Source organism: Candidatus Krumholzibacteriia bacterium (genome assembly GCA_030748535.1).
In the GTDB taxonomy this organism is placed as follows: domain Bacteria; phylum Krumholzibacteriota; class Krumholzibacteriia; order JACNKJ01; family JACNKJ01; genus JASMLU01.
In genome coordinates this window covers 93,097-112,824 of the sequence record JASMLU010000003.1, presented here as the reverse complement: position 1 = coordinate 112,824, position 19,728 = coordinate 93,097, and the positions used below count along the sequence as shown (strand labels likewise).

Sequence of the window (19,728 nt, the reverse complement as noted above, 5' to 3'; positions counted from 1 at the left end):
AAAGCAATGAGAATCGTCGTAGTTGGCGCGGGAGCCCTGGGAGGGCTCGTGGGCGCACAAATGAGCGAGGCCGGGGAGGATATTACCCTTCTTGAGATCAATGAGTCCCGGGCCCGGCTCTTGGGCGGGGACGGTTTATATCTTTCGGAGGGCAACAAGGGCGAGCGTTGCATTCGCATGAAGGTGGTGACCTCTCTGGAGGGAGAAGCTCCCGCGGATCTGGTTTTTGTCGCCGTCAAGAGCTACCAGACGGAAGCGGCCGTTCGCGGAGCCCTTTCCGTAATCGGGCCGGACACCTATGTGCTTTCCATGCAAAACGGAATCGGCAACACCGAGAAGATGTCGGAGATCCTGAATCCGGAGCGCGTTCTCTGTGGCGTCACCTATCACAGTATCCAGCATGTTGGACCCAATCGCCTTCGCTACCGTGTGGGAATCAAGCCGATCCAGATTGCTCCTCACAAGGGTGACATCACTCCCGCCATCGAGAGGATCGGAGAGGTTTTCAACAATGCGGGACTGGACACCAATGTCGTGGAGAGAATCGACGATGTGATCTGGCAGAAACTGCTTCACAATGCGGTGGTAAATCCGGTTTCGGCACTTACGGGGCTTACCTGCCGCGAGATGCTCGACGATGAGGATCTTCAGGGGTTCATGAGGCAGCTCTGCATGGAAATCATTGAAGTGATGCGTGCCCGCGGGGTTCCCATTGTAGACGAGGAAGATCCCTACCGTCCGGTGATCGGTTCACAAAAGGCTTTGGGAAAGAATCGCCCTTCCATGTGGCAGGATCTTTCGCGGTCAAGCTGTACGGAAGTGGACGCAATCAACGGGGCCATCGTCGACGAAGCTCTCCGCCTGGGTTTGGATACGCCCCTGAACTTTGGTCTTGTGCGCTTTATCCATTCCCGTGAAAAGCAGAAGATTCTCCGGAAGCAGGAGATAGCCGCCACTCTGAAGGCCACGGCAGAAAAGACCGGCAAGCGAGTGGAGAAGCCGCTTCCTCGGGTTCATTTGCGTCCGACGCAGATGGCCCCGGAAGGGGGAATGCCTTCCGGTCGCCTTGGACTGGAGACCGCTCCCCGTCTGAAGGAACTTCTTCGGGGCTACTATCAGGACCTGCAGGCTGCGAGCAATGACCCGGATCGACTGGTCGCCTGTTCTTCGGGAACCGGGCCGGTGGAGATTCTTCGTGCTCTGGGAATGACTCCCTACTTTCCGGAAAACCATTCCGCCCTGATCGGCGCCAGCCGCCAGTCAGGAAGCTACATTCCCCATGCGCAGGCGGAGGGCTTCTCGCAGTTTGCCAGTTCCGCCATGACCTGTGACATCGGGGCCATGATGATTGGCGACAGTCCCCTGGTGAAGCTCTACGGAATCGCGGGGCCGCCAAAGCCGGACATCGTGGTTTACAACACGAACTACGGACACAGTCTGATCCGCTGGTTTGAATACTATGGCGGGCACTACAATGTGCCGGTCTTCGGCCTTCACCCGCCCGCAGCACTCGGGGATGTAGATTTCATTGATGTGGGGGCAGCGGCCCAGCAGATGACTCGTCTTGTGGGTCAACTTGAGCAGTCCACGGGCCGTCGTATGGACATGGATCGTCTGTCGGAAGTGGTGCACTGGTCTTCACAGGCTTCCAGACTGTGGGGTGAAATCCTTGACCTCGCAGAAAATGTCCCTTCTCCCCTGACCTATTTCGACACCCTGATCCATCTGGCTCCCATGGTCTTGATGCGCGGGACTCCCGAGGCCGTCGAGTACTATGAAATCCTCAAGGCGGAACTTGAAAACCGTGTTGCAGGGAATGTGGCGGCGGTTCCCGGGGAGAGGTTCCGCTTCTACTGGGAGGGCCCACCGGTCTGGTGTGCCCTGCGCCCCCTTTCCGAACTCTTCATGACTCACGGCGCTGTCATCGTCGGCTCTACCTATTGTGACATTTTCGCGCTCGACGGTTTTGATGCGAAGAACCCCCTGGAAAGTATGGCGAGAACCTATACGAGCATTTTTCCCAACCGGTCCAATGACTTCAAACAGGAGAAGCTCAGTTCAAGGCTTCGCCGTTACGGAGTGGATGCGGTAATCCATCACGAGGGCAGGACTTCGCCGGAACACAGCAATGTGCGTTACGGGCTTGCGAAGAGTCTTCAGCGGGCGACCGGAATCCCCTCCATTGTTCTGGAGGCAGACACACACGACCTTCGCCTCTTTTCCATGAACCGGGTGATGAGCAAGCTGGGGGAGTTTATCGAAATGCAGGGCGCACCCATTGCAAGTACGGAGGGACAGACCCATGAGTGATGTCTTGAAAGCCGTGGCAGGGCTGGATGTGGGGACGGAATGCGTAAAGTCGGTCATCCTGGGAGAAGACCGGCAGGTGCTCGGAAGAGCGGTTGTACAGACCCGGGGATATTTTCAGGAGAGAATCCGCGAGGTCTTCGACCTGGCTCTCGACGATGCAGGGCTTCAGGAGGAAGACCTGAGCCGGGTCTGTGCCACCGGCTTCGGTGCCAACCTGGTTCCTTCTGCGGAAATCTACTCCAGCGAGTCTACCTGCCACGCAAGGGCGGCCTCCCGCTATTTTCCCGGGGAAATGACAGTCGTCAACATCGGGGGTCACGAACCAAGAGTGATCAAGGTGAATGAGGAATCTCGCGCCGTCGAGATTTCCGCCCTGCGTCAATGCGGTGTGGGAATCGGCACCTTTCTGATGTATGCCGCCCGTCACCTGGATGTTCATCCCACCCAGTTACAGGAACTCGCCTCCAGTGCGGATTTGCACGCCCATGTGGGAAGCTACTGTTCGGTCTTTGCGGGCGCGGAGCTTCTCGAAAGATTGCGGGAAGGGGCCAGTCGCGAGGAAGTGGCCCTGGGCAGTATTCACTCGGTGGCAGAACGGGTGGCCGAGATGTCGAGCTTCGACACCAGGATTCGCGTGAGCGGAGGGGTCGCCGAGTATTTTCCCGGCGTGATGAAGTCCCTTTCCCTGATTACTGGACAGGAAGTGGAGGGGGTTCCGGAGCCGATTATGGCCGGCGCCCTGGGTGCTGCGCTGAAGGCATGGGAGGGAGAATTATGAGCATTGATGCAAGGGCCTGGTACATGGTGGCTCCCGGAGAGCCCTGCGAGGAAAGAGCCCTGAACCTTTCTTCCTGCCCGCCGGGAGAAGCGACCGTTCAGGTTGCGGGCTGCGGGGTCTGCCACACGGACATTTCCTTCCTCTACCACAATGTCCCCACGAGAGGGGAACTGCCCCTGGCCCTGGGCCACGAGATCAGCGGAACCGTGATTGAGGTGGGAGAAGGCGTTGACGAGAGCCTGCTACATCGCCCCGTTCTGATTCCGGCTGTCCTGCCCTGTGGAACCTGCGAACTCTGCCGTTCGGGTAGACGCAGGATCTGCCGAAACCAGGTGATGCCCGGCAATGACCGGCAGGGTGGTTTTGCGAGCCACATTCAGGTTCCCGCGCTCTATCTCTGCCCCGTGGAGGACGCGCTTCTCAAGAAGCACGAACTCTGGGAACTCTCCGTGGTGGCCGATGCGATTTCCACGCCCTTCCAGGCAGTCAAGAACTCCGGTCTGAAGGCGGGAGAACTGGCCATCGTCATTGGTGCCGGGGGGATCGGGATTCATGCCGTGCAGGTTGCTGCCGCCTGTGGCGCCCTTGTCATCGCCCTGGACATTGATGCGGACAAGCTGGAGACCGCTCTCGCTCACGGAGCGTCCGGGGGAATCGATGTTTCCGGGCTCTCTTCGAAGGAAATCCGGGCGGCGGTGAAGGAAAAGGCGAAAACACTCCATGCTCCTCCTTATTGCTGGAAGATTCTGGAAACCAGCGGCTCGGGGCCGGGGCAGGAGACCGCTCTCGCCCTACTGGGCTTCGGGGCCTGGCTCGGAATCGTCGGTTTTACCATGAAGAAACTGGAGTTCATGCCAAGCAAACTGATGGCCTTTGATGCCACCATTGAGGGGAATTGGGGCTCGGATCCGACGATCTATCCTGAAGTGCTGGAATGGCTTAGGGACGGCAGACTGAAAGTGTCTCCCTTTGTTGAGCGACACCCCCTGGAAGACCTGAACCCGGTGCTTCAGGCCGCCCGCGACGGAAAGCTGCAGAAGCGGGCGGTCATGACCCCCTGACAGAGCTTAGACCTTGCAATCGGGAGAGAAAACCCGGATAATTGATCGAACGTTCGTTCTATTCCATTGGAGAGGCCGTGCCTGACAAGATCGCTCGAGACTGCGAAGAACTCTTCCTCGATTTTGACTTCGATTATGTCCATAAATGGAAGGAAGCAGAAAAGGGGCGCAGGGTTATGGGCTATCTGCCCATCTATATCCCCCGCCCCCTGATTCATGGAGCGGGCTTTCTGCCGGTGGGCGTGATGGGCGGCGGCGACCGCGTGGAGATCATCAAGGGGGACGCCTATTTTCAATCCTACATCTGCCACCTTCCCCGCAGCTTTGTGGAACTGGCGATCGAAGGCAAGTTTGCTGATTTCGACGGCTTCCTCTTTCCCTCGATCTGCGATGTAATTCGCAACCTGTCGGGAATGTGGAAGATGCTCTTTCCCGATGTCTATGCGAAGTACCTGGATCTGCCGCAGAATTTCGACCCCTCATTGGGCGGTTCCTTTTACCGCCGCGAACTCGAGAAGCTCCTTCGGGATCTTGAGGAAATCAGCGGCAAGAAGGTGTCCAGCGAGGATCTCCTGAAGAGCATTCGTCTTTACAATCGCAACGCCGAAGCGATCGAGGAACTGGACCGTCTTCGCAGGGAAAAACCCTGGGAGTATCCGGCCTCGGAGGTTTATGCCGTTGTGAGAGCCGGCATGGTTCTGGAGGTTGGAGAACACACGGAGATGATCGGGCGTTACCGACGGGCCGTGGAAGAGGCTCATCGCCCCTTCAAGGACGGGAGCCGGGTCGTGGTGTCCGGGGCCTTTTGCGAACAACCTCCCCCGGACCTGATTCGCAGTCTGGAACTCGCCGGCTGCATGATCGTCGCGGACGATTTCCTTCTCGGGAGCCGATGGCACACCGGGCCTCTCCCGGAAGAGGGAGACCCGCTCGACATTCTCAGTGATGCCTATCTTTCCCTGAGTACCTACTCGAGCAGCCGCTATGACCCGCTCTGCGACAAGAGAGCGCACCTGATTCAGGAGGTTCGCAATTGTGGTGCCGATGGAGTCATCCACTGCGCGCCCAGTTTCTGCGATCCCTCACTTCTGGATCTTCCCCTGATTCAGGAAGCACTTGATAAGGCCAAAATCCCTTCGGCGCATTTCAAGTATGCGGAAAACACCGGCCAGTTTCAGGCGATTCGGGAACAGGCGGGCACCTTTGCCGATTCCCTGATGCTATGGAGTGAGAAATGAGCGAACACGCGGTTCAAAAAGAAGAGAGCATGGTCAAGCAAAAGACGATGATCGCTGACCATTTCGAGAAACTGTCCCGGGCCAGGGAAGAGAATCAAAAGGTGGTGTACACCTTTGTCCCCGGAAATCTGACAGAACTGATTCTGGCCTTCGATCTCTTGCCCGTGCACCCGGAGATCAACGCCCTTCAGTCAGGAATGAGGAAAGTTTCCGGCGACTATATTCGCGAAGCAGAACGCTTTGGCCACTCCGAAGATGTTTGCACCTATGTGAAGTGCGATGTGGGAATGCTGATGAAGGGCAACATCGGGCCCACGGGAAAACCTCTACCCGAGCCCGACCTGCTTCTCCTCTCCTACACGGGCTGTTTTACTTTCATGAAGTGGTTCGAAATCCTGAAGAGTCATTACGACTGTCCCGTGGTGATGATCCAGGTTCCCTATCAGGGAGACGGTCGAATTGAAGAGGACATGACGAATTACGTTGCCGACCAGATTCGCGATGAACTGGTTCCCGCGTTGGAAAAACTGTCCGGCAAAAAGCTCGACGAGGATCGTCTTTCAGAACTTCTCGAACGATCGTGCCTTGCGGAGGAAGATCTGGTTTGGAGCCTGGAGTCTGCGCGCCACAAGCCATCGCCGATCGACGCCTACTTCGGGGGCGTCTACTACATCGGGCCAATCTTTACGGCCTTTCGGGGGACGGAAGATTGCGTGGAGTACTACCGACTCCTTCGCGGAGAAATAGAGGGGCGCATCGCCGCCGGTCTCGGGCCGGTAACCCCGGAGGGTGTCCTTCAGGAAGAGAAGTACCGTGTGGTGGTCGAAGGCCCGCCCAACTGGACGAGTTTCCGCGAGTTCTGGAAGATGTTCTACGATGAAGGGGCGGTCGTGGTCGCTTCCACCTACACCAAGGTGGGTGGCACCTACGATCGCGGGTTCCGGCACGATCCTCTTCGCCCCATGGAGAGTCTTGCGGACTATTGTCTGGGCTGTTACACGAATCTGAATCTGCCGGACCGGGCGAAGATGCTGGCCGACTATGTGAATGACTACGAAGCCGACGGCTTTCTGATCAACTCGATCAAGAGTTGCAATTCTTTCTCCGCAGGCCAGCTTCTGATCCTGCGCGAAGTGGAAAACCTGTCAGGAAAACCCGGGGCCTTTATCGAATCCGACCTTGTGGACCCCCGCTACTTTTCGGGAGCCAACATCAAGAATCGCCTCGAAAGCTATTTTCAGATGATCGACCTGAAACGCCAGGAGAAGGTCTCGTGAAGTGTGCGATCGGCATTGACCTCGGATCCACCACCACCAAGGCGATCATCCTCAGTGAGGAAGGGCAGATTGTCGGCCGCGGATTAACAAACAGTCGCAGTGACTATACGGTTGCCGCTCGCATTGCCCAGGGAGAGGCCTACACCAATGCACGCTTCCAGTTGCTGGGCAGCGTACTTCACGCAGAGGCAGATTCGGGGACTTCCGGGTTCCTGAAGCGCCTGCACGCACGATTTCGTTTTGAGCAGATCCATGAACACTATCGCAGCCTGAGGGAACTCTGCCTGACGGAATTGTCTGAACGGGATCCCGGGGAAGAAGCCCGGGAAACTGCCGCAGAGATCTTCGCAAACATGGACCGAAAACTGGGCGAGCACATTGAGAGTTTCGGCGATGACGAAAGCCTCTTCTTCCGCGATGTTGCCGGGAGCCTGTACATGAGAGAAGCGGAAGAGGTTTGTCGAAAAAGGCATACCTCCTTCGACTCCTTTGTCGGTCTATACGACAAGGCCATTCTTCTTGTGGAGAATCAGCTTCTGGACCAGTCCTTTCGCGACTGCGCCGAAGCGGCCCTGTCGGCGGTAATTGAAGAGGGGCAGGACGAAGCATCGTTCAGTGAGGCCATCGCCGAGGTTTCCGAAGTCGAGTTTGATGTCCTGGCCACCATTGGAACCGGTTACGGACGACTGACTCTTCCCTTTGAGAAGGAACAGATATCCTCGGAAATCCTCTGCCATGGCCTTGGTGCGCACTTCATGTTCCCCGGAACCCGCACCGTGCTGGATATCGGGGGACAGGACATGAAGGCGATTCAGGTCGATGAAAACGGTATCGTGGATTCCTTTCAGATGAACGACCGTTGCGCCGCGGGAACGGGTCGTTATCTGGGTTACATCGCCGACGAGTTGAACCTCGGCCTGCACCAGCTCGGCCCCATGGCCTCCCAATCGAGCCGCCCCACGAAGATCTCCAGTACCTGCACGGTGTTCGCAGGAACCGAATTTCGGGAGAAGCTGGCTCTTGGCCACCGCAGGGAGGACATTCTGGCCGGCCTTCACCGTGCCATCATTCTTCGAGCCATGTCGCTATTGGCGCGTTCCGGCGGAATCCGGCAAGAGTTCACCTTCACCGGGGGCGTTGCCAAGAACGAGGCAGCGGTTGCCGAACTTCGGAAACTGGTTCACGAGAACTACGGAGAGGACATCGTCCTGAACATTCACAGCGACTCCATTTACACCGGAGCCGTGGGGGCCGCACTCTTTGCGCTACGGCAGTCCCGATCCAAAGGAGAGGCGGCATGAGCCTGACGGCGGGAATTGATGTCGGAACCAGTGCGGTAAAGGTGGCCCTTTTCCGCACGGACGGTGAGCCGAAGTCCCTGGCCCTTGAGGTCGAGAAGATCCGTCGCCGCGACATCAAGGATGTGGTGGATTCGGTCTTTTCAAGAAGCCTCAGGAGTGCCGGGCTTGAGCGGGAGGATCTGGACTACATTGCCACCACCGGCGACGGCGATCCCGTGGATTTCAAGACAGGACACTTCTATGGAATGACCACTCATGCACGAGGCGCACTTTATCTTCTGAACTGTTGCCGCTCCGTGCTGGATGCAGGAGCGCTGCACGGGCGAGTCATGAGAATTGACGAACACTCCCGGGTTCTCCAGTACGCGATGACGAGCCAGTGCGCTTCGGGAAGCGGGCAGTTTCTGGAGAACATCAGTCGCTATCTCGGAGTGGGAATCGATGAGGTGGGAACCCTGTCCTGCAAGGGAACACAGCCGGAACTGGTCAGTGGTATTTGTGCCGTTCTTGCAGAAACCGATGTGATCAACATGGTTTCCCGGGGAATCAGTACCGAGAACATTCTCAAGGGGATCCATATTTCCATGGCCAACCGTTTCGTGAAACTTCTTCGCCGCGTGGATGCGGAGTATCCGGTGGCCATCACCGGAGGGCTGGCCCGGGATACCGGTTTTACCCTGGCCCTTGAAGAGCGCCTAAAGGAAGAGGGAGTGGACGCGGAAATCCTCTGCCACCCGGACTCCATTTATGCTGGCGCAATCGGTGCCGCACTCTGGGGTGCATTTCGTCATGGCAAGCTCCAAAGCCGCGGGGTGGCTTCGACCTAGGCTTCCGGCTTGCCCAGCACTTCCTCGAAGAGTTCCTCGTCCATTGCGTGACCCTCTGCGAGCAACTGGCGATAACGCACGAAGTCAATCGTGTCGCGCCCGGTCAGTTTCTTCGTATTGAAGGCCGTAAAGCCAAGGAAAGCCTCCCCGGACATGTTGGCGGCCAGCCAGTGCCGGTTCGGTAACTTGCTCTGATCCCAGAAGAACTTCTTCTTGGCGCGGATCCCGTCAATGGACTTGATCAGGCACCCGGGAAAGAGGTTCGTGAAACGCCAGACGATGGAATTGACTTCGTCATCGAGCAGAGAGAGGTCGATTGTACCACTCTTGAGGAGCGCCTTGGCCTCTGCGGCCTCTTCGCCGCTTTTCATTTCCCCGAAAACCACTTCACCGCCATCGACATAGCGATCCGTAATCACCAGAGGATTTCGCAGGAACTCCCCGTCGACTTTCAGGGCCGGCAGGGCTTTTGTGATCAGGCCCTTCTGTTGCATCTTGTAGGAACTCCACATCTCGCAGGAAACGCAGTTCCAGATGGCATTTTCCGCCGTGAGCATCCAGGGGAGGAAATCCGTGGATCCGCCATCGGGGGCGGATCCATGTTTTGGTCCCGCCTGGCCGAAGATTGCAAGATCCGAAGACACCGTCAGGTCACAGGCCATGCCGATTTCCTGTCCCCCCGCAATTCTCATCCCGTTGACCCGGCAGATCGTGGGTTTCTTGCAGTTGAGAATGGCATCGACCATGGCATTAAAGAGATCCATGTAATCGCCATACTCGGCGGGGCGCTGGCTGTAGTATTCGGCGTACTCCTGTGTATTTCCGCCAGTGCAGAAGGCACGATCACCTACGGCCGTGAAAATCGCGGCCACAACGCTGCGATCCCGGGAAGCCTCCTGGAAGCCGGCGATGACTCCCTTGACCATCTCGCTTGTATAGGAATTGAACTGCCGGGGATTGTTCAGAATGATCCAGGCGGTGTACAGACCCTCTACAGCCTTTCCCTCAGAATCCAGCACCGGTCGTCGCTCGTAAATGGTGCATGGGGGCTCAGTCCCGTGGTGTTCTGCTCCGAAGAGAGCGTGACTTTTCAGTTCCTTGTCCCGTGGTAACCAGTCGAGTGACATCGGAGCCTCCTTGGATGCGTCGCAGTCTATCTTGAGAGAGGAGTCGAGTCAATCCTGTGCAAGCGCGGCGCCCTCCTCCCCTGCGGGATGCTTCTGCGGCGGGTAGCCCACGCCCTTTTCTTGAGGGCGCCAGGACTGCAAACATCAATATGACAGTGGTTTGCAGACTTGCCACGGGCCAAGGGAACTTCGCAATCATCGCGAGTGCCACGGACGGCAGATCCTCCTTGCCCCTTACCCTGAATGCCCTTAGGCTGTCCCGGTTCGCAAAATCAATCCTGGAGGTATCCATGAGCGGATTCCGACTCGTCCCCGCCTTGCCGGCAATGCTTCTTGCATCGTCAGCCCGGGCGCGGGAGGGTGTCGGCTGGGGTCTTCGTGACGAGAACCTGAACGCACTAATGCTCTTCCTTGTGTTCTCGACGGTGATTCTGGTCAGCATCCAAATGGCCCGAGGGGGAAGAAAACTCTACATCCGGCGCATTGCCGGACTAAATGCCGTGGAAGAGGCCATCGGTCGTGCTACCGAGCTTGGCAAGAAGGTGCTCTTTGTCCCCGGAATCGGTTCGGTGGGTGAGGTTCAGACCTTGTCCGCACTGGCGGTTCTCAAGCATGTGGCAAAGCACACGGCTGAATACGGAACTCCGCTGGAAGTGCCGAACAAGGATCCCCTGACCTACGCGGCTGCCCGCGAAACGGTCAAGGAAGCCTATCTGGAAGCCGGCCGCCCGGACCTCTTCAATGAAGAGGTGGTCAACTATGTGACCTACGACCAGTTTGCCTTTACGGCGGCGGTCACGGGCAAGATGGTGCGTGAAAAGCCGGCCGCGAACTTCCTGGTGGGTTCCTTCTTTGCCGAAAGTCTGCTTCTGGCGGAAGCCGGGCAGAGTACCGGCGCGATCCAGATTGCGGGAACCGCCGAAGTGGCACAGTTGCCCTTCTTTGTGACCACCTGCGACTACACCCTGATCGGCGAAGAACTCTACGCCGCCAGCGCCTATCTCTCCCGGGAGCCGGTGATCATGGGTTGCATCAAGGGGCAGGACATCGTGAAGAGCCTCTTGCTTGCATGGATCGTCATTGGAATCCTCTGGGCCACCTTTACAGGAAGCCCTCTCTTTCATGACCTTCTCCGGCCTATCGGGCGATAGGGGGGTGACGCATGCTGAAAAAGCAATTTCCGATTTTACTGACATTTCTGGCCGGGCTCCTTCCGATCCTGTCCTTCTTTTTCACCACACCCCAGGATGGCCTGAAAATCGCCACCGACACTCTGGAACAGTGGATGCTGATCATTGCCGGCTTTGCACTACTTCTGGGAATCGTGAATGTCTTCCAGATGAACCTGAAGAAGATCTCGAACAAGTCGAAAGGCTGGGTGAATGCCACCTGGCTTCTGCTGGCTCTGGTGGTGTCGGCGGTCTTTGGCCTGGCGGATGCTTTCAACGGCAGCATCTTCGGAATTGACGGAGAGGCGGGATATCGCTGGATTGTCGAGGCGATCTTTATGCCCCTGCAGGCAACGATGTTCAGTCTCCTGGCTTTCTATGTTGCATCGGCGGCCTTCCGCGCCTTCCGGGTTCGCAATGTGGATGCTGCCATTCTGTTGGGCGCCGCCATGATCATCATGCTCGGAGTGAATCCCCTCACCCAGGGAGGCCTTCCCTTCCTGAGCGACTGGACGAACTGGATCATGAACGTTCCCAACGCCGCCGCACAGCGAGGCATCATTATAGGAGCGGCCCTGGGCGCCGCCTCCATGGCGCTTCGCATTCTTCTCGGCATTGAACGCAGCCACCTTGGCCTGCAGAAAGGAGAGTAGCCATGCGTTTTCTTGAAAACATCATGAAGCTCGACCGTCGCTGGATCTACCTCCTGGTCGGGATAGCAGCCATTTTGCCGTTTCTCTTTCCCCTGAACCTTCCGGTTCGGGTTTCGGAAGCTTCCCAAAAGCTCTTCGACCGCGTGGAGTCGATGAATCCCGGCGAGGTGATTCTGGTCTCCTTTGACTACGGCCCTTCCACCGCACCGGAAAACGACCCCATGGCCGACGCCCTGATTCGCCATGCGCTTCAGAGGGACCTTCGCATTGTGGCCCTGGCTCTTTATCCGATTGGCGGGGTGAATGAGGGTCTCGAGGAATTGGAGCGTTGCGTGGGTCCTCTGGATCCGAAAAACGGGGTACTGGAAAGCGCCCACTTTCCTGGCAAGTTCTATGGAAAGGATTTTATCTATCTGGGCTACAAGGACGGTGGCCTGGCGACCATGAAGCAGATGAACGAGAACATCCACGAAGTCTTCCCTACGGACTACTATGGAACTCCGCTCGACGAGTACGAGCTGATGAGGGAAGTTCATGGCTATGGGGATCTGAACTTCGCCTTCAGCGTGGCAACGGGGATTATCGGCGAGTGGTGGGCGAATCTCGTAAACGCGCAGTTCGGGCTTCCCGTGGCGGTGGGTTGTACGGCGGTGAGTGCGCCCAAGTATTTTGCCTACTACCGGGCCGGACAGATGTTTGCCCTTCTCGGAGGTCTCAAGGGCGCCGCGGAATATGAAACCCTGGTGCGAGAGAATTACGAGAAGCTCGACAAGCTGACCACGGCCGAGGTTTTCTACGCAGGAAAAGGCTCCGATGTTCAGTCGGTGGTCTATACGATCATTACCATCTTCATTGTTCTGGGGAACATTGCCTTCCTCGCGGAACGCCGCAGAAAGGGAGGTGCATGATGGCTGGAATCCTTGAGATCTGGGTAGGTGCTTTCTGCACGCTGGCGATTTTCAGCTTCCTCTATAAGGACAACCCGGTTTTCCGTTTTGCGGAAAGCATTTTTGCGGGAGTCAGTCTTGGTTACTATGTGGGCCTGACTTTCGGACAGACCTTCATGCCGAACCTGATCCAGCCGCTCTTTGCGCCCGCAGAAGGGGTGTCGAGAAACTGGATCCTGCTGATTCCCATGTTTCTGGGGATCATTCTCTACACCCGCTACATCCCGAAGATTGCCTGGGTGAGCCGATTCGCCCTGGCGATCTATGTGGGCTACTACACGGGAATCGACTTTATGCAGAGACTACAGGGAGAGGTTCTCCCTCAGTCGGCAGACACGATCGTTTCTCTGGCCTCGGGCTGGGACATGGGGGTCATCGCCGGACTTTCCACTCTGGTAATGGTTATTGGAGTGATCTCGGTGCTCGTCTACTTCTTCTTCTCGGCCGAGCACAAGGGAGTGCTTGGCGGGGCCAGTCGACTGGGAATCTGGTTCCTGATGGTTTCCTTCGGTGCCGCCTTCGGCTACACGATCATGGGCCGGATTTCGATCCTGATTGGAAGGGTCGTCTTCCTTCTGGGAGAGTGGCTGAAAATCGGATGATGATGGCTTGAGCAAAAAGCCCCCTGCCTCATGGGCGGGGGGCTTTTCATTGGGGACATGCAATGGCAAAGAAACTTCTTCGGCTTCTGATTCTTCTCTTGCTGCTCGAATGTCTTTGGGTGGCGGCCACTGTCTGGCGGGAGGTCTTCTCCTGGCCCCGGGCAGATCTCCGCTCCCTCCCGGAGTTTACGGATGAACGCGCAAAAGAACTTCGACGCCACCTGAATGCCGCTCACCTGTCACTGGTTGCCGATATCCCCGATGTCCCGGACGAGGCGACCCTGGACTCCCTTCTCGCGTCCGGTGTTCTGAAAACCATCGACTCGGAGATCATCGGGCTTCGCAGGGTTTCCTATCCTTTTCTACGCCTTTCTGCGATTGCCGAGGCAGAGCGAATCGCAGAACGCTTTTCCCGGCGACTTGCCGACATCGGCATTTCCGACGGAAAGCTACTGGTCTCCTCCGCGCTTCGAACGAGTGGTTTTCAAAAGGAATTGCAAAAGGAAAATGTCAATGCCACCCGAAGAAGCACCCATACCACCGGTCTTGCCTTCGATTTGCACTACGAACGCTATGGGCCTGAAACGGCAAGCGGGGAGCCATGGCTACCCTGGAGAAAGTGGTTCTGGAACGAGGTGGAGCGCAGAAGGGCTCCCGGGAAGGCGAGAAAAATGAAGGGCCTGCTCGCCGAGATTCTGGCAGACGAGCAGGCCCGGGGTCGCGCTCTCGTGATTTACGAGCGGGAGCAACCGGTCTTTCATGTGACCGTTGCGCCCTAGGTCTTTGACCAGATCCCCATGACAAAGCCCACCGGGTCTTCGATCATGGCGTAGTAGCCGTACTCACCATCGTGAATGGCGGTCTTGCCCTGCCGGGTCTTTCCTCCGAATTCTCCGGCCCTTGCGCGACAGGTCTCGATGTCCTCGACCTGAATGTAGAGATTGACGGCACATTCCCCTATCGAGTCCTTCTTTTCAATTCCCCCGCCAACACTCTCTGTTTCAAAAACCGTGTAATTCTCATCCGAGGGGAAGAACTTCCAGGCGAAGAGGTCTCCGTAGAACTTGGAGCTTGCTTCCAGATCCGTGCTGGGGATCTCGAAATAACATAGCGTGTGGTTAGGATTCATGTTTCCTCCTTGAAAGAAAAAGGCCCGACCATTCGGCCGGGCCTTGATGCGATCATCGCAGGAGCACAAGGCTCTTCTGGTCCACCTTCCCGGCAGATTCAAGCCGGTAGAAGTACACTCCGCTCGACACAGAGTGACCCCGGGAGTCGCGACCATCCCAGAAGAGTTGATGCTCACCGGAAACAAACTGTCCCCGGGACAGGGTGCGAACCAGACGTCCCGAGAGGTCGAAGATCTGGAGTTCAGCGGGGCCTGACTGAGCCAGACTGAAGCGGAGGCTGGCCGGTCCTTCCGAGGGACGGAAGGGATTCGGCTGGCTCTGAAGCAGGTTCAGGGGCTGCTGCCAGTTGTTCTCCCCGGGCGCGGCCGTCAGGTTTTCCATCAGGACCTCGATTGCGAAGTCATCGACGCCGCCTTCCACCAGACCGCCATTGTTCAGGTCACAGGCGACAAAGCGGAATTGCACCTGGTCGGTCAGGGGATCGAGATAGCTGGAAATGTCCACCATGACCCGATTCCAGCTATTGGCGTTCCCGGTCTCCGTGTCCACGCGTTGCCAGTTGACACCGTCTCCCGTCAGATCCACGGCCCACTCGTCATCCGTGGAGAAACCGTCCTCTGCATACCAGCGCCAGTAGCTGGCGAAGGCCATGGAGTATTCGCTGAGGGAGAGAAGCGGGCTGTAGAGCGTTGTGCAGCCACCATCGACATCATTGTCTCCGGGCGCGCCACCCGCGCTTCCATTGTCCGTGACGAAGCAGTAAATGCCCGGCGCGGGTGTGTGGTCGTCGGAAGGAGCCATAGGTGCACCGTTATAGGTAGTTCCATTGGGGTCCGCCCATTCCCACTCACCGGAGCTCAGGCTACCGTCGGAGCTGACGCTCCAGCTTCCGGCCCCCGCCTCAAGGTCGTCGCTGAGAAGGGTGTTCGTGATGTAGAAGCTGTGATGCTCCACGGGAGCCGCCGGCGGGTCCACGCTCAAGAGACCGAGGCCGTCTTCTGCCTGGATGTAGTAATCCACCTGGGAGTAGATTGCCGCCCCGGGGATCTCGGCGGAGTAGGTCCCCGCGCCGCTCATGATCACTTCTGTCCAGCTTCCGTGGTTCACGCGATAGAAGAGGCTCACGGAGGACACCGTGCTGTAGTCCATTGCACTGGCACTCACGGTGTAAGGGCCGCTTGTGTCGTTGGTAAAACCAACCTGGGTCACATTGCTGATCGCAGGACCGGCATTGTCCTGAAGGTCAAAATCCACCACGGAGACTTCCCCGGACTCCAGGGTGACCATGCGGGATTCGTCGGAAAAACCGTTCAGACTGGCTCTGGCAATGTAGGTGTCGGCCCCCGCCATTCCGGAATAGAAACCGGCATCATCGGTCAACCAGGCGAAGGTGGTTTCCTCCAACTGAACGATCGCGCCGGGAAGCGGCACATCGCCCCAGCTTTCGTTGGTGACATACCCTTCAATCTCACCGAATCCGGACATGGAGTTCAGCACGGCCTCATAGGCATCCACCATTCCCCAACCGGAAGTGTTGTCCTCGCCGGCCGAATTCTGGTCGCGGGCAGTCTGCATGAGGATGAGCTTGACCGTATCCACATCCAGATTCGGGTTGGCACTACGCATCAGGGCCACCACGCCGGAGAGATGGGGTCCGGACATGGAGGTTCCACTCATGTAGGTGTAGCCGCCGCCGGGATAGGTGGAATAGACATCCACTCCGGGGCCAACGATTTCCGGCTTGATCTTCAGATCCGGAGTCACATTGCAGCCCGTGGGACCGCGGCTGGAAAAGGAGGCCATGTTGTAGGGGAAAGTGTTGTCATTGGTGGCGTCCACGGCGCCCACGGAGAAGGAACTGAACTCCGTGCTGGCGCGGTCGGCAGGGGAGCGAAGCGAAGTTCCACTCGGGCCCTCGTTTCCAGCGGACCAGACACTGACCACGCCCGCCGCTTCTGCAGCATCAATGGCCGCCCACCAGCGGCTGTCACAGTCCTGGTAGCCGCCGCCGAAGCCCTCGTTGATTCCCCAGGAGTTCTGCACAACATCGGGAACATCATCGGTCGTGCCGGGATCTCCGTCCGGATCAGCGAACCACTGGAAGGCCGCGATGACATCGTTGTCGAAAGCACTTCCCACACCCTGGTCGATGGCATTGCAGGCAATCCATTCCGCATCGGGAGCGCAGCCAACCGTGTCTGCTGCCGCCCCACACATGGTTCCCACTGTATGGGTTCCGTGTCCGTAACCGTCGCTCGGGAAAGCGCCGCCAGCTCCAATTACATCCAGCCAGCATTCACTGGCAGGGGCATGGGTTCCGCGGTAGCGGCTGGAAAGGGCCGGGTGATTTCCATCGACGCCAGTGTCGAGGCTGGCAATAAGCGCACCTTCGCCCGTGATTCCGAGGTTGTACCAGACTTCCGGTACGCGACAGGCCTCAATGCCCGGAGGGGTTCCGCGATGCGGCTGATCCGACTCCATGCCTGGTTCCACCGGAACAACGCTCACTGGGTCAATCAGATTGACCGTGAAGTTAGCCTCCACCCAGCTGACATCGGGCCGCGAAGCGATTTCACGGATCGCATCGGGACTTCCTTCAATCACCAGAAGATTGGCGATCCAGTAGCTCGTATATCCCAGAATCTCACCGCTACGATCGGGGCTATCGAGCCACTGCAGCAGACTTCTCTGGCTGGAAGAAGCATCCTGAAGCGCAATGATTACTTCCCGGTGTCTTCGAGCCATCGTGGCTCTTTCCCGCTTCAACTGCTCGTTCATCTCGGCTATGGGGGCCTGCTCCTCCATCATGACAATGACACTGAGGGTTTCATCGGCCGCAGTGGCATCCAGTTGGAGTTGCAGTCCGGGATGGAATTCTCCCGCCAGCGCCGGAACCATGAGCAGGGCGAGCAGAAGAATGGGGGTGAAAAAACTCCGGGCAAAGGTCATCAGGCTCTCCTTTGGGTGGGTAAGGGAGGGCGGCACCGGATTAACCCTGAAGATCGTTGGGGTTCAAGGGGATCCGTGGAGTGGTCTGCGCGCCCTTTCTCAGCCTTAAGTATAGCAGATTCAATAAGCTGAACTCAAAGCCTGAATGGGATTTCATGCCTGAAGGGGCGCCAGTTCCGCAAATGCGTGGACTTGGCCTTGAAATGCGTGGAGATTGGGCACCCGATAGCCGGACAGGAGAGCCTCTTCGATGGCTTCCCGAGGTCTTTTGGGGCGCAGTCCCGGGCTTTCCATCAGGAGAAAATCGGCAGGAGACCCGGGAGCCAGAACTCCGCAATCCCGGAAATCCAGGCTTCTTGCGCCAGCAAGAGTGGCCATGTGCAGAATCTCCTCCGGTTCCAGATCCGGGTGGGCGCGATAGGCCAGGGTGCAGGTTTCAGGCATGTTCAGGCTCGGGGAACTGGCCAGAGAGTCCGTTCCCAGGGCCACCGGGATTCCGCCATCGAGAAGTCGTCGAAGCGGATGGGGATCTTTGCCTTCGTGGAACCAGGCCACGGAGCCGGGACAGTAGACGACCGTGGCGCCTGCCTTGAGAAGGGCGGCATCGTCTTCTTCCCGGAGCCAGGTGCCGTGAACGAATTGAAGAGCCGAGTCGCCGGGTCGCTCTGCGAGCCAGGCCGCAAGGCTCCGGGGCTCTTCGGGATCCCAGGGTCGACCTACGCTCTTCCAGCCCAGTCTCTTTTGAAACTCGGCAAAGGGACCGCTTCCTTCCAGCATGTACTCTTCCTCAAAACAGGTCTCGGCTCCATGCGTGGAGAAGGGAAGTCCCCGGTCCAGACAGAACTCGTAGAGATCCCGATGCGTGGAGTAGGGCGCGTGGGCACTGTAGGCCGGGAAGAAGTCCGGGCCTTCCTCCAGTGGCCTGCGGGCCCGGGCTGCTTCGAGACCCCGCGGCCCCCAGCCGAGGAACTCCTGATAGGCTCTTACGCGAAGGGGTTGCTCGCAGCTTTGATGGGCGGCCTTGGCACCAGTTTCTCCCTCGACGCTGAGGATGTCCCCGATCGTGGTGCAGCCACCCCGGATGCACTCCCTGCGCCCTGCCCGAGTGGATAGCTCGAACTCCCGGTTTCCCCAGGTCTGTTTCGCGCGAAGCCCGGCAATCCATTCCGTGAAATCCCGGGACGGCGACTGCAGTCCCCGGAAGTAGCTCAGCTCCAGGTGCGCGTGAGCATTCACCAGGCCGGGGATCAGGCTTGCATCGGGAAACTCGAACACCCGATCCGCTTTCAGGGAGACACCCTCGGATGCGGGAGCAACTTCCAGAATGTGGCCATCGCGAAAGAGAAGTAGTCCATCCCGGATCGGAGGACCGCTGACGGGAAAAAGAAAGCCGGCTCGAATGAGACAGCTTTCCCCGGGTTCCGGTTTCAAGAGCAGGGACATTTCAAAGAGCCGGTGCCGCCACGGCACGAGGCGCAGCGCCCAGGTTTTCCAGCATTGCGGAGACGCTGGCACGAAGCGGCGCGAGATGGTCTTCCTGGCAGAGTCGGTGGAAGAGTCGAAGGCCTTCCAGGCGCGGAAGATCCAGTTCAAAGTGGATCCTTTCGCCGAGATAGTCCCTCACTTCCTGCAGGGGCAGTCCCATGGAAAGAGCGGCTTCTTCGCAGATCGTATCCATGGCCTTTTGTCCTGCAAGGAAGCTGTCCTGCAGAATCTCCTGAAGTTCCGGGTTCCCGGAACGCAGTGCCCAGACCGCGTAGACAAAGGGATGATGGAAGGTCTTCTGCCACCAGTCCCCGAGATCGACATCGAAAGGAAGCTCCCCCGCCTCGGCTTTCATGGCCGTATCTCCAATAAGAAGGCCCGCATCCACGGAATCCCCCGTGGGCCCCCGAAGAGGGTCTTCCGGATTCGGCTCGTAGATGTGGAAATCCGGGGTAACCTGATAGCTTCTTTCCAGAAGAAGGCGCAACATGGCCACGCTACTTCTGCTTCCCTGGTCCACATACACGGTGTTCAGTTCGGAGAGAGGTTTCTTCGAGAGAAGACGGATGCTGTCCGCCGGGCCTTCACTGGCAATGCAGAGTCCGGGCACAATCTCCTCGCCGACTCCCCGAAAAAGCTCCACGCTGGGAATCAGCGCCGCATCCAGTTCACCGTGGCGCAGCTTGTCCGCAAGAGCGCTGGGGCTGTCGTAGACGAGCGTATGCTCACCGCATTCCCCGGTCTCCAGCCCGCGGATCAGGGGCTTTGTGTTCAGAAAGGAAATTGCGCCGATTTTGAAACTTGCCATGGGAACCTCATCTCTCTGCCTTTGAACAGTAGGACAAGTGCTGAAACCACGCAATCATTCTTGAGT

General features: G+C 58.0%; 17 protein-coding genes. 12 read left to right on the top strand and 5 right to left on the bottom strand.

Features of this window, described 5'->3' with window-relative positions:
- Positions 1-6 precede the first annotated feature (6 nt).
- Genes QGH30_05745 through bcrD form a run of 7 tightly spaced genes read left to right on the top strand, consistent with a single transcriptional unit; the run spans position 7 to position 8,792 of the window.
- Entirely contained in the window at positions 7-2,310 is a 2,304-nt protein-coding gene (locus tag QGH30_05745) for a 2-dehydropantoate 2-reductase (protein ID MDP7021838.1), read from the top strand.
- On the top strand, positions 2,303-3,088 hold the full coding sequence (locus QGH30_05740; GenBank protein MDP7021837.1) for an acyl-CoA dehydratase activase: 786 nt from the start codon (positions 2,303-2,305) through the stop codon (positions 3,086-3,088). The genes QGH30_05745 and QGH30_05740 overlap by 8 nt, the downstream gene beginning before the upstream one ends.
- Positions 3,085-4,149, top strand: coding sequence for a 6-hydroxycyclohex-1-ene-1-carbonyl-CoA dehydrogenase (had, locus tag QGH30_05735; GenBank protein MDP7021836.1), 1,065 nt, complete (start codon positions 3,085-3,087; stop codon positions 4,147-4,149). Before QGH30_05740 ends, had begins: the two co-directional genes overlap by 4 nt.
- 41 nt (positions 4,150-4,190) lie before the next feature.
- Complete coding sequence (gene bcrC, locus QGH30_05730) at positions 4,191-5,387, top strand: benzoyl-CoA reductase subunit C (GenBank protein ID MDP7021835.1); 1,197 nt, start codon at positions 4,191-4,193, stop codon at positions 5,385-5,387.
- Positions 5,384-6,664 carry a benzoyl-CoA reductase subunit B gene (gene bcrB, locus QGH30_05725; GenBank protein ID MDP7021834.1) on the top strand — a complete coding sequence of 427 codons (1,281 nt, stop codon included), beginning with the start codon at positions 5,384-5,386 and terminating at the stop codon, positions 6,662-6,664. The genes bcrC and bcrB overlap by 4 nt, the downstream gene beginning before the upstream one ends.
- On the top strand, positions 6,661-7,965 hold the full coding sequence (locus QGH30_05720) for a BadF/BadG/BcrA/BcrD ATPase family protein (GenBank protein MDP7021833.1): 1,305 nt from the start codon (positions 6,661-6,663) through the stop codon (positions 7,963-7,965). The genes bcrB and QGH30_05720 overlap by 4 nt, the downstream gene beginning before the upstream one ends.
- On the top strand, positions 7,962-8,792 hold the full coding sequence (bcrD, locus tag QGH30_05715; protein MDP7021832.1) for a benzoyl-CoA reductase subunit D: 831 nt from the start codon (positions 7,962-7,964) through the stop codon (positions 8,790-8,792). Before QGH30_05720 ends, bcrD begins: the two co-directional genes overlap by 4 nt.
- Here the strand turns inward: bcrD and oah are convergent.
- The gene (gene oah / locus QGH30_05710; protein ID MDP7021831.1) at positions 8,789-9,919 is read right to left on the bottom strand and encodes a 6-oxocyclohex-1-ene-1-carbonyl-CoA hydratase; all 1,131 of its coding nucleotides are present in this window, start codon (positions 9,917-9,919) and stop codon (positions 8,789-8,791) included. The genes bcrD and oah overlap by 4 nt on opposite strands.
- Before the next feature lie 290 nt (positions 9,920-10,209).
- Here oah and QGH30_05705 point away from each other — a divergent pair, with 290 nt between their 5' ends.
- The 5 genes from QGH30_05705 (at position 10,210) to QGH30_05685 (ending at position 14,069) form a co-directional block, all read left to right on the top strand.
- Positions 10,210-11,070, top strand: coding sequence for a hypothetical protein (locus QGH30_05705; GenBank protein ID MDP7021830.1), 861 nt, complete (start codon positions 10,210-10,212; stop codon positions 11,068-11,070).
- A gap of 11 nt (positions 11,071-11,081) precedes the next feature.
- Positions 11,082-11,741 carry a hypothetical protein gene (locus tag QGH30_05700; GenBank protein MDP7021829.1) on the top strand — a complete coding sequence of 220 codons (660 nt, stop codon included), beginning with the start codon at positions 11,082-11,084 and terminating at the stop codon, positions 11,739-11,741.
- 2 nt (positions 11,742-11,743) lie between these two features.
- Positions 11,744-12,649 (top strand): hypothetical protein, encoded by a 906-nt coding sequence (locus QGH30_05695; GenBank protein ID MDP7021828.1) that lies wholly within the window; start codon positions 11,744-11,746, stop codon positions 12,647-12,649.
- Complete coding sequence (locus tag QGH30_05690; protein ID MDP7021827.1) at positions 12,649-13,290, top strand: hypothetical protein; 642 nt, start codon at positions 12,649-12,651, stop codon at positions 13,288-13,290. The genes QGH30_05695 and QGH30_05690 overlap by 1 nt, the downstream gene beginning before the upstream one ends.
- 62 nt (positions 13,291-13,352) lie before the next feature.
- Positions 13,353-14,069 carry a DUF5715 family protein gene (locus QGH30_05685; GenBank protein MDP7021826.1) on the top strand — a complete coding sequence of 239 codons (717 nt, stop codon included), beginning with the start codon at positions 13,353-13,355 and terminating at the stop codon, positions 14,067-14,069.
- On the opposite strand, the gene QGH30_05680 is transcribed toward QGH30_05685, so the two are convergent.
- From QGH30_05680 to QGH30_05665, 4 genes are all read right to left on the bottom strand, one after another.
- On the bottom strand, positions 14,066-14,419 hold the full coding sequence (locus QGH30_05680) for a hypothetical protein (GenBank protein MDP7021825.1): 354 nt from the start codon (positions 14,417-14,419) through the stop codon (positions 14,066-14,068). The two genes, QGH30_05685 and QGH30_05680, sit on opposite strands and share 4 nt — an antisense overlap.
- Positions 14,420-14,471: 52 nt before the next feature.
- Entirely contained in the window at positions 14,472-17,369 is a 2,898-nt protein-coding gene (locus tag QGH30_05675) for a S8 family serine peptidase (GenBank protein MDP7021824.1), read from the bottom strand.
- Positions 17,370-17,522: 153 nt separating this feature from the next.
- Complete coding sequence (locus tag QGH30_05670) at positions 17,523-18,812, bottom strand: amidohydrolase family protein (protein ID MDP7021823.1); 1,290 nt, start codon at positions 18,810-18,812, stop codon at positions 17,523-17,525.
- A 1-nt stretch (position 18,813) separates the two neighbouring features.
- Positions 18,814-19,662, bottom strand: a complete 849-nt coding sequence (locus tag QGH30_05665) for a menaquinone biosynthesis protein (GenBank protein ID MDP7021822.1) — start codon at positions 19,660-19,662, stop codon at positions 18,814-18,816.
- Between the last annotated feature and the right edge of the window lie 66 nt (positions 19,663-19,728).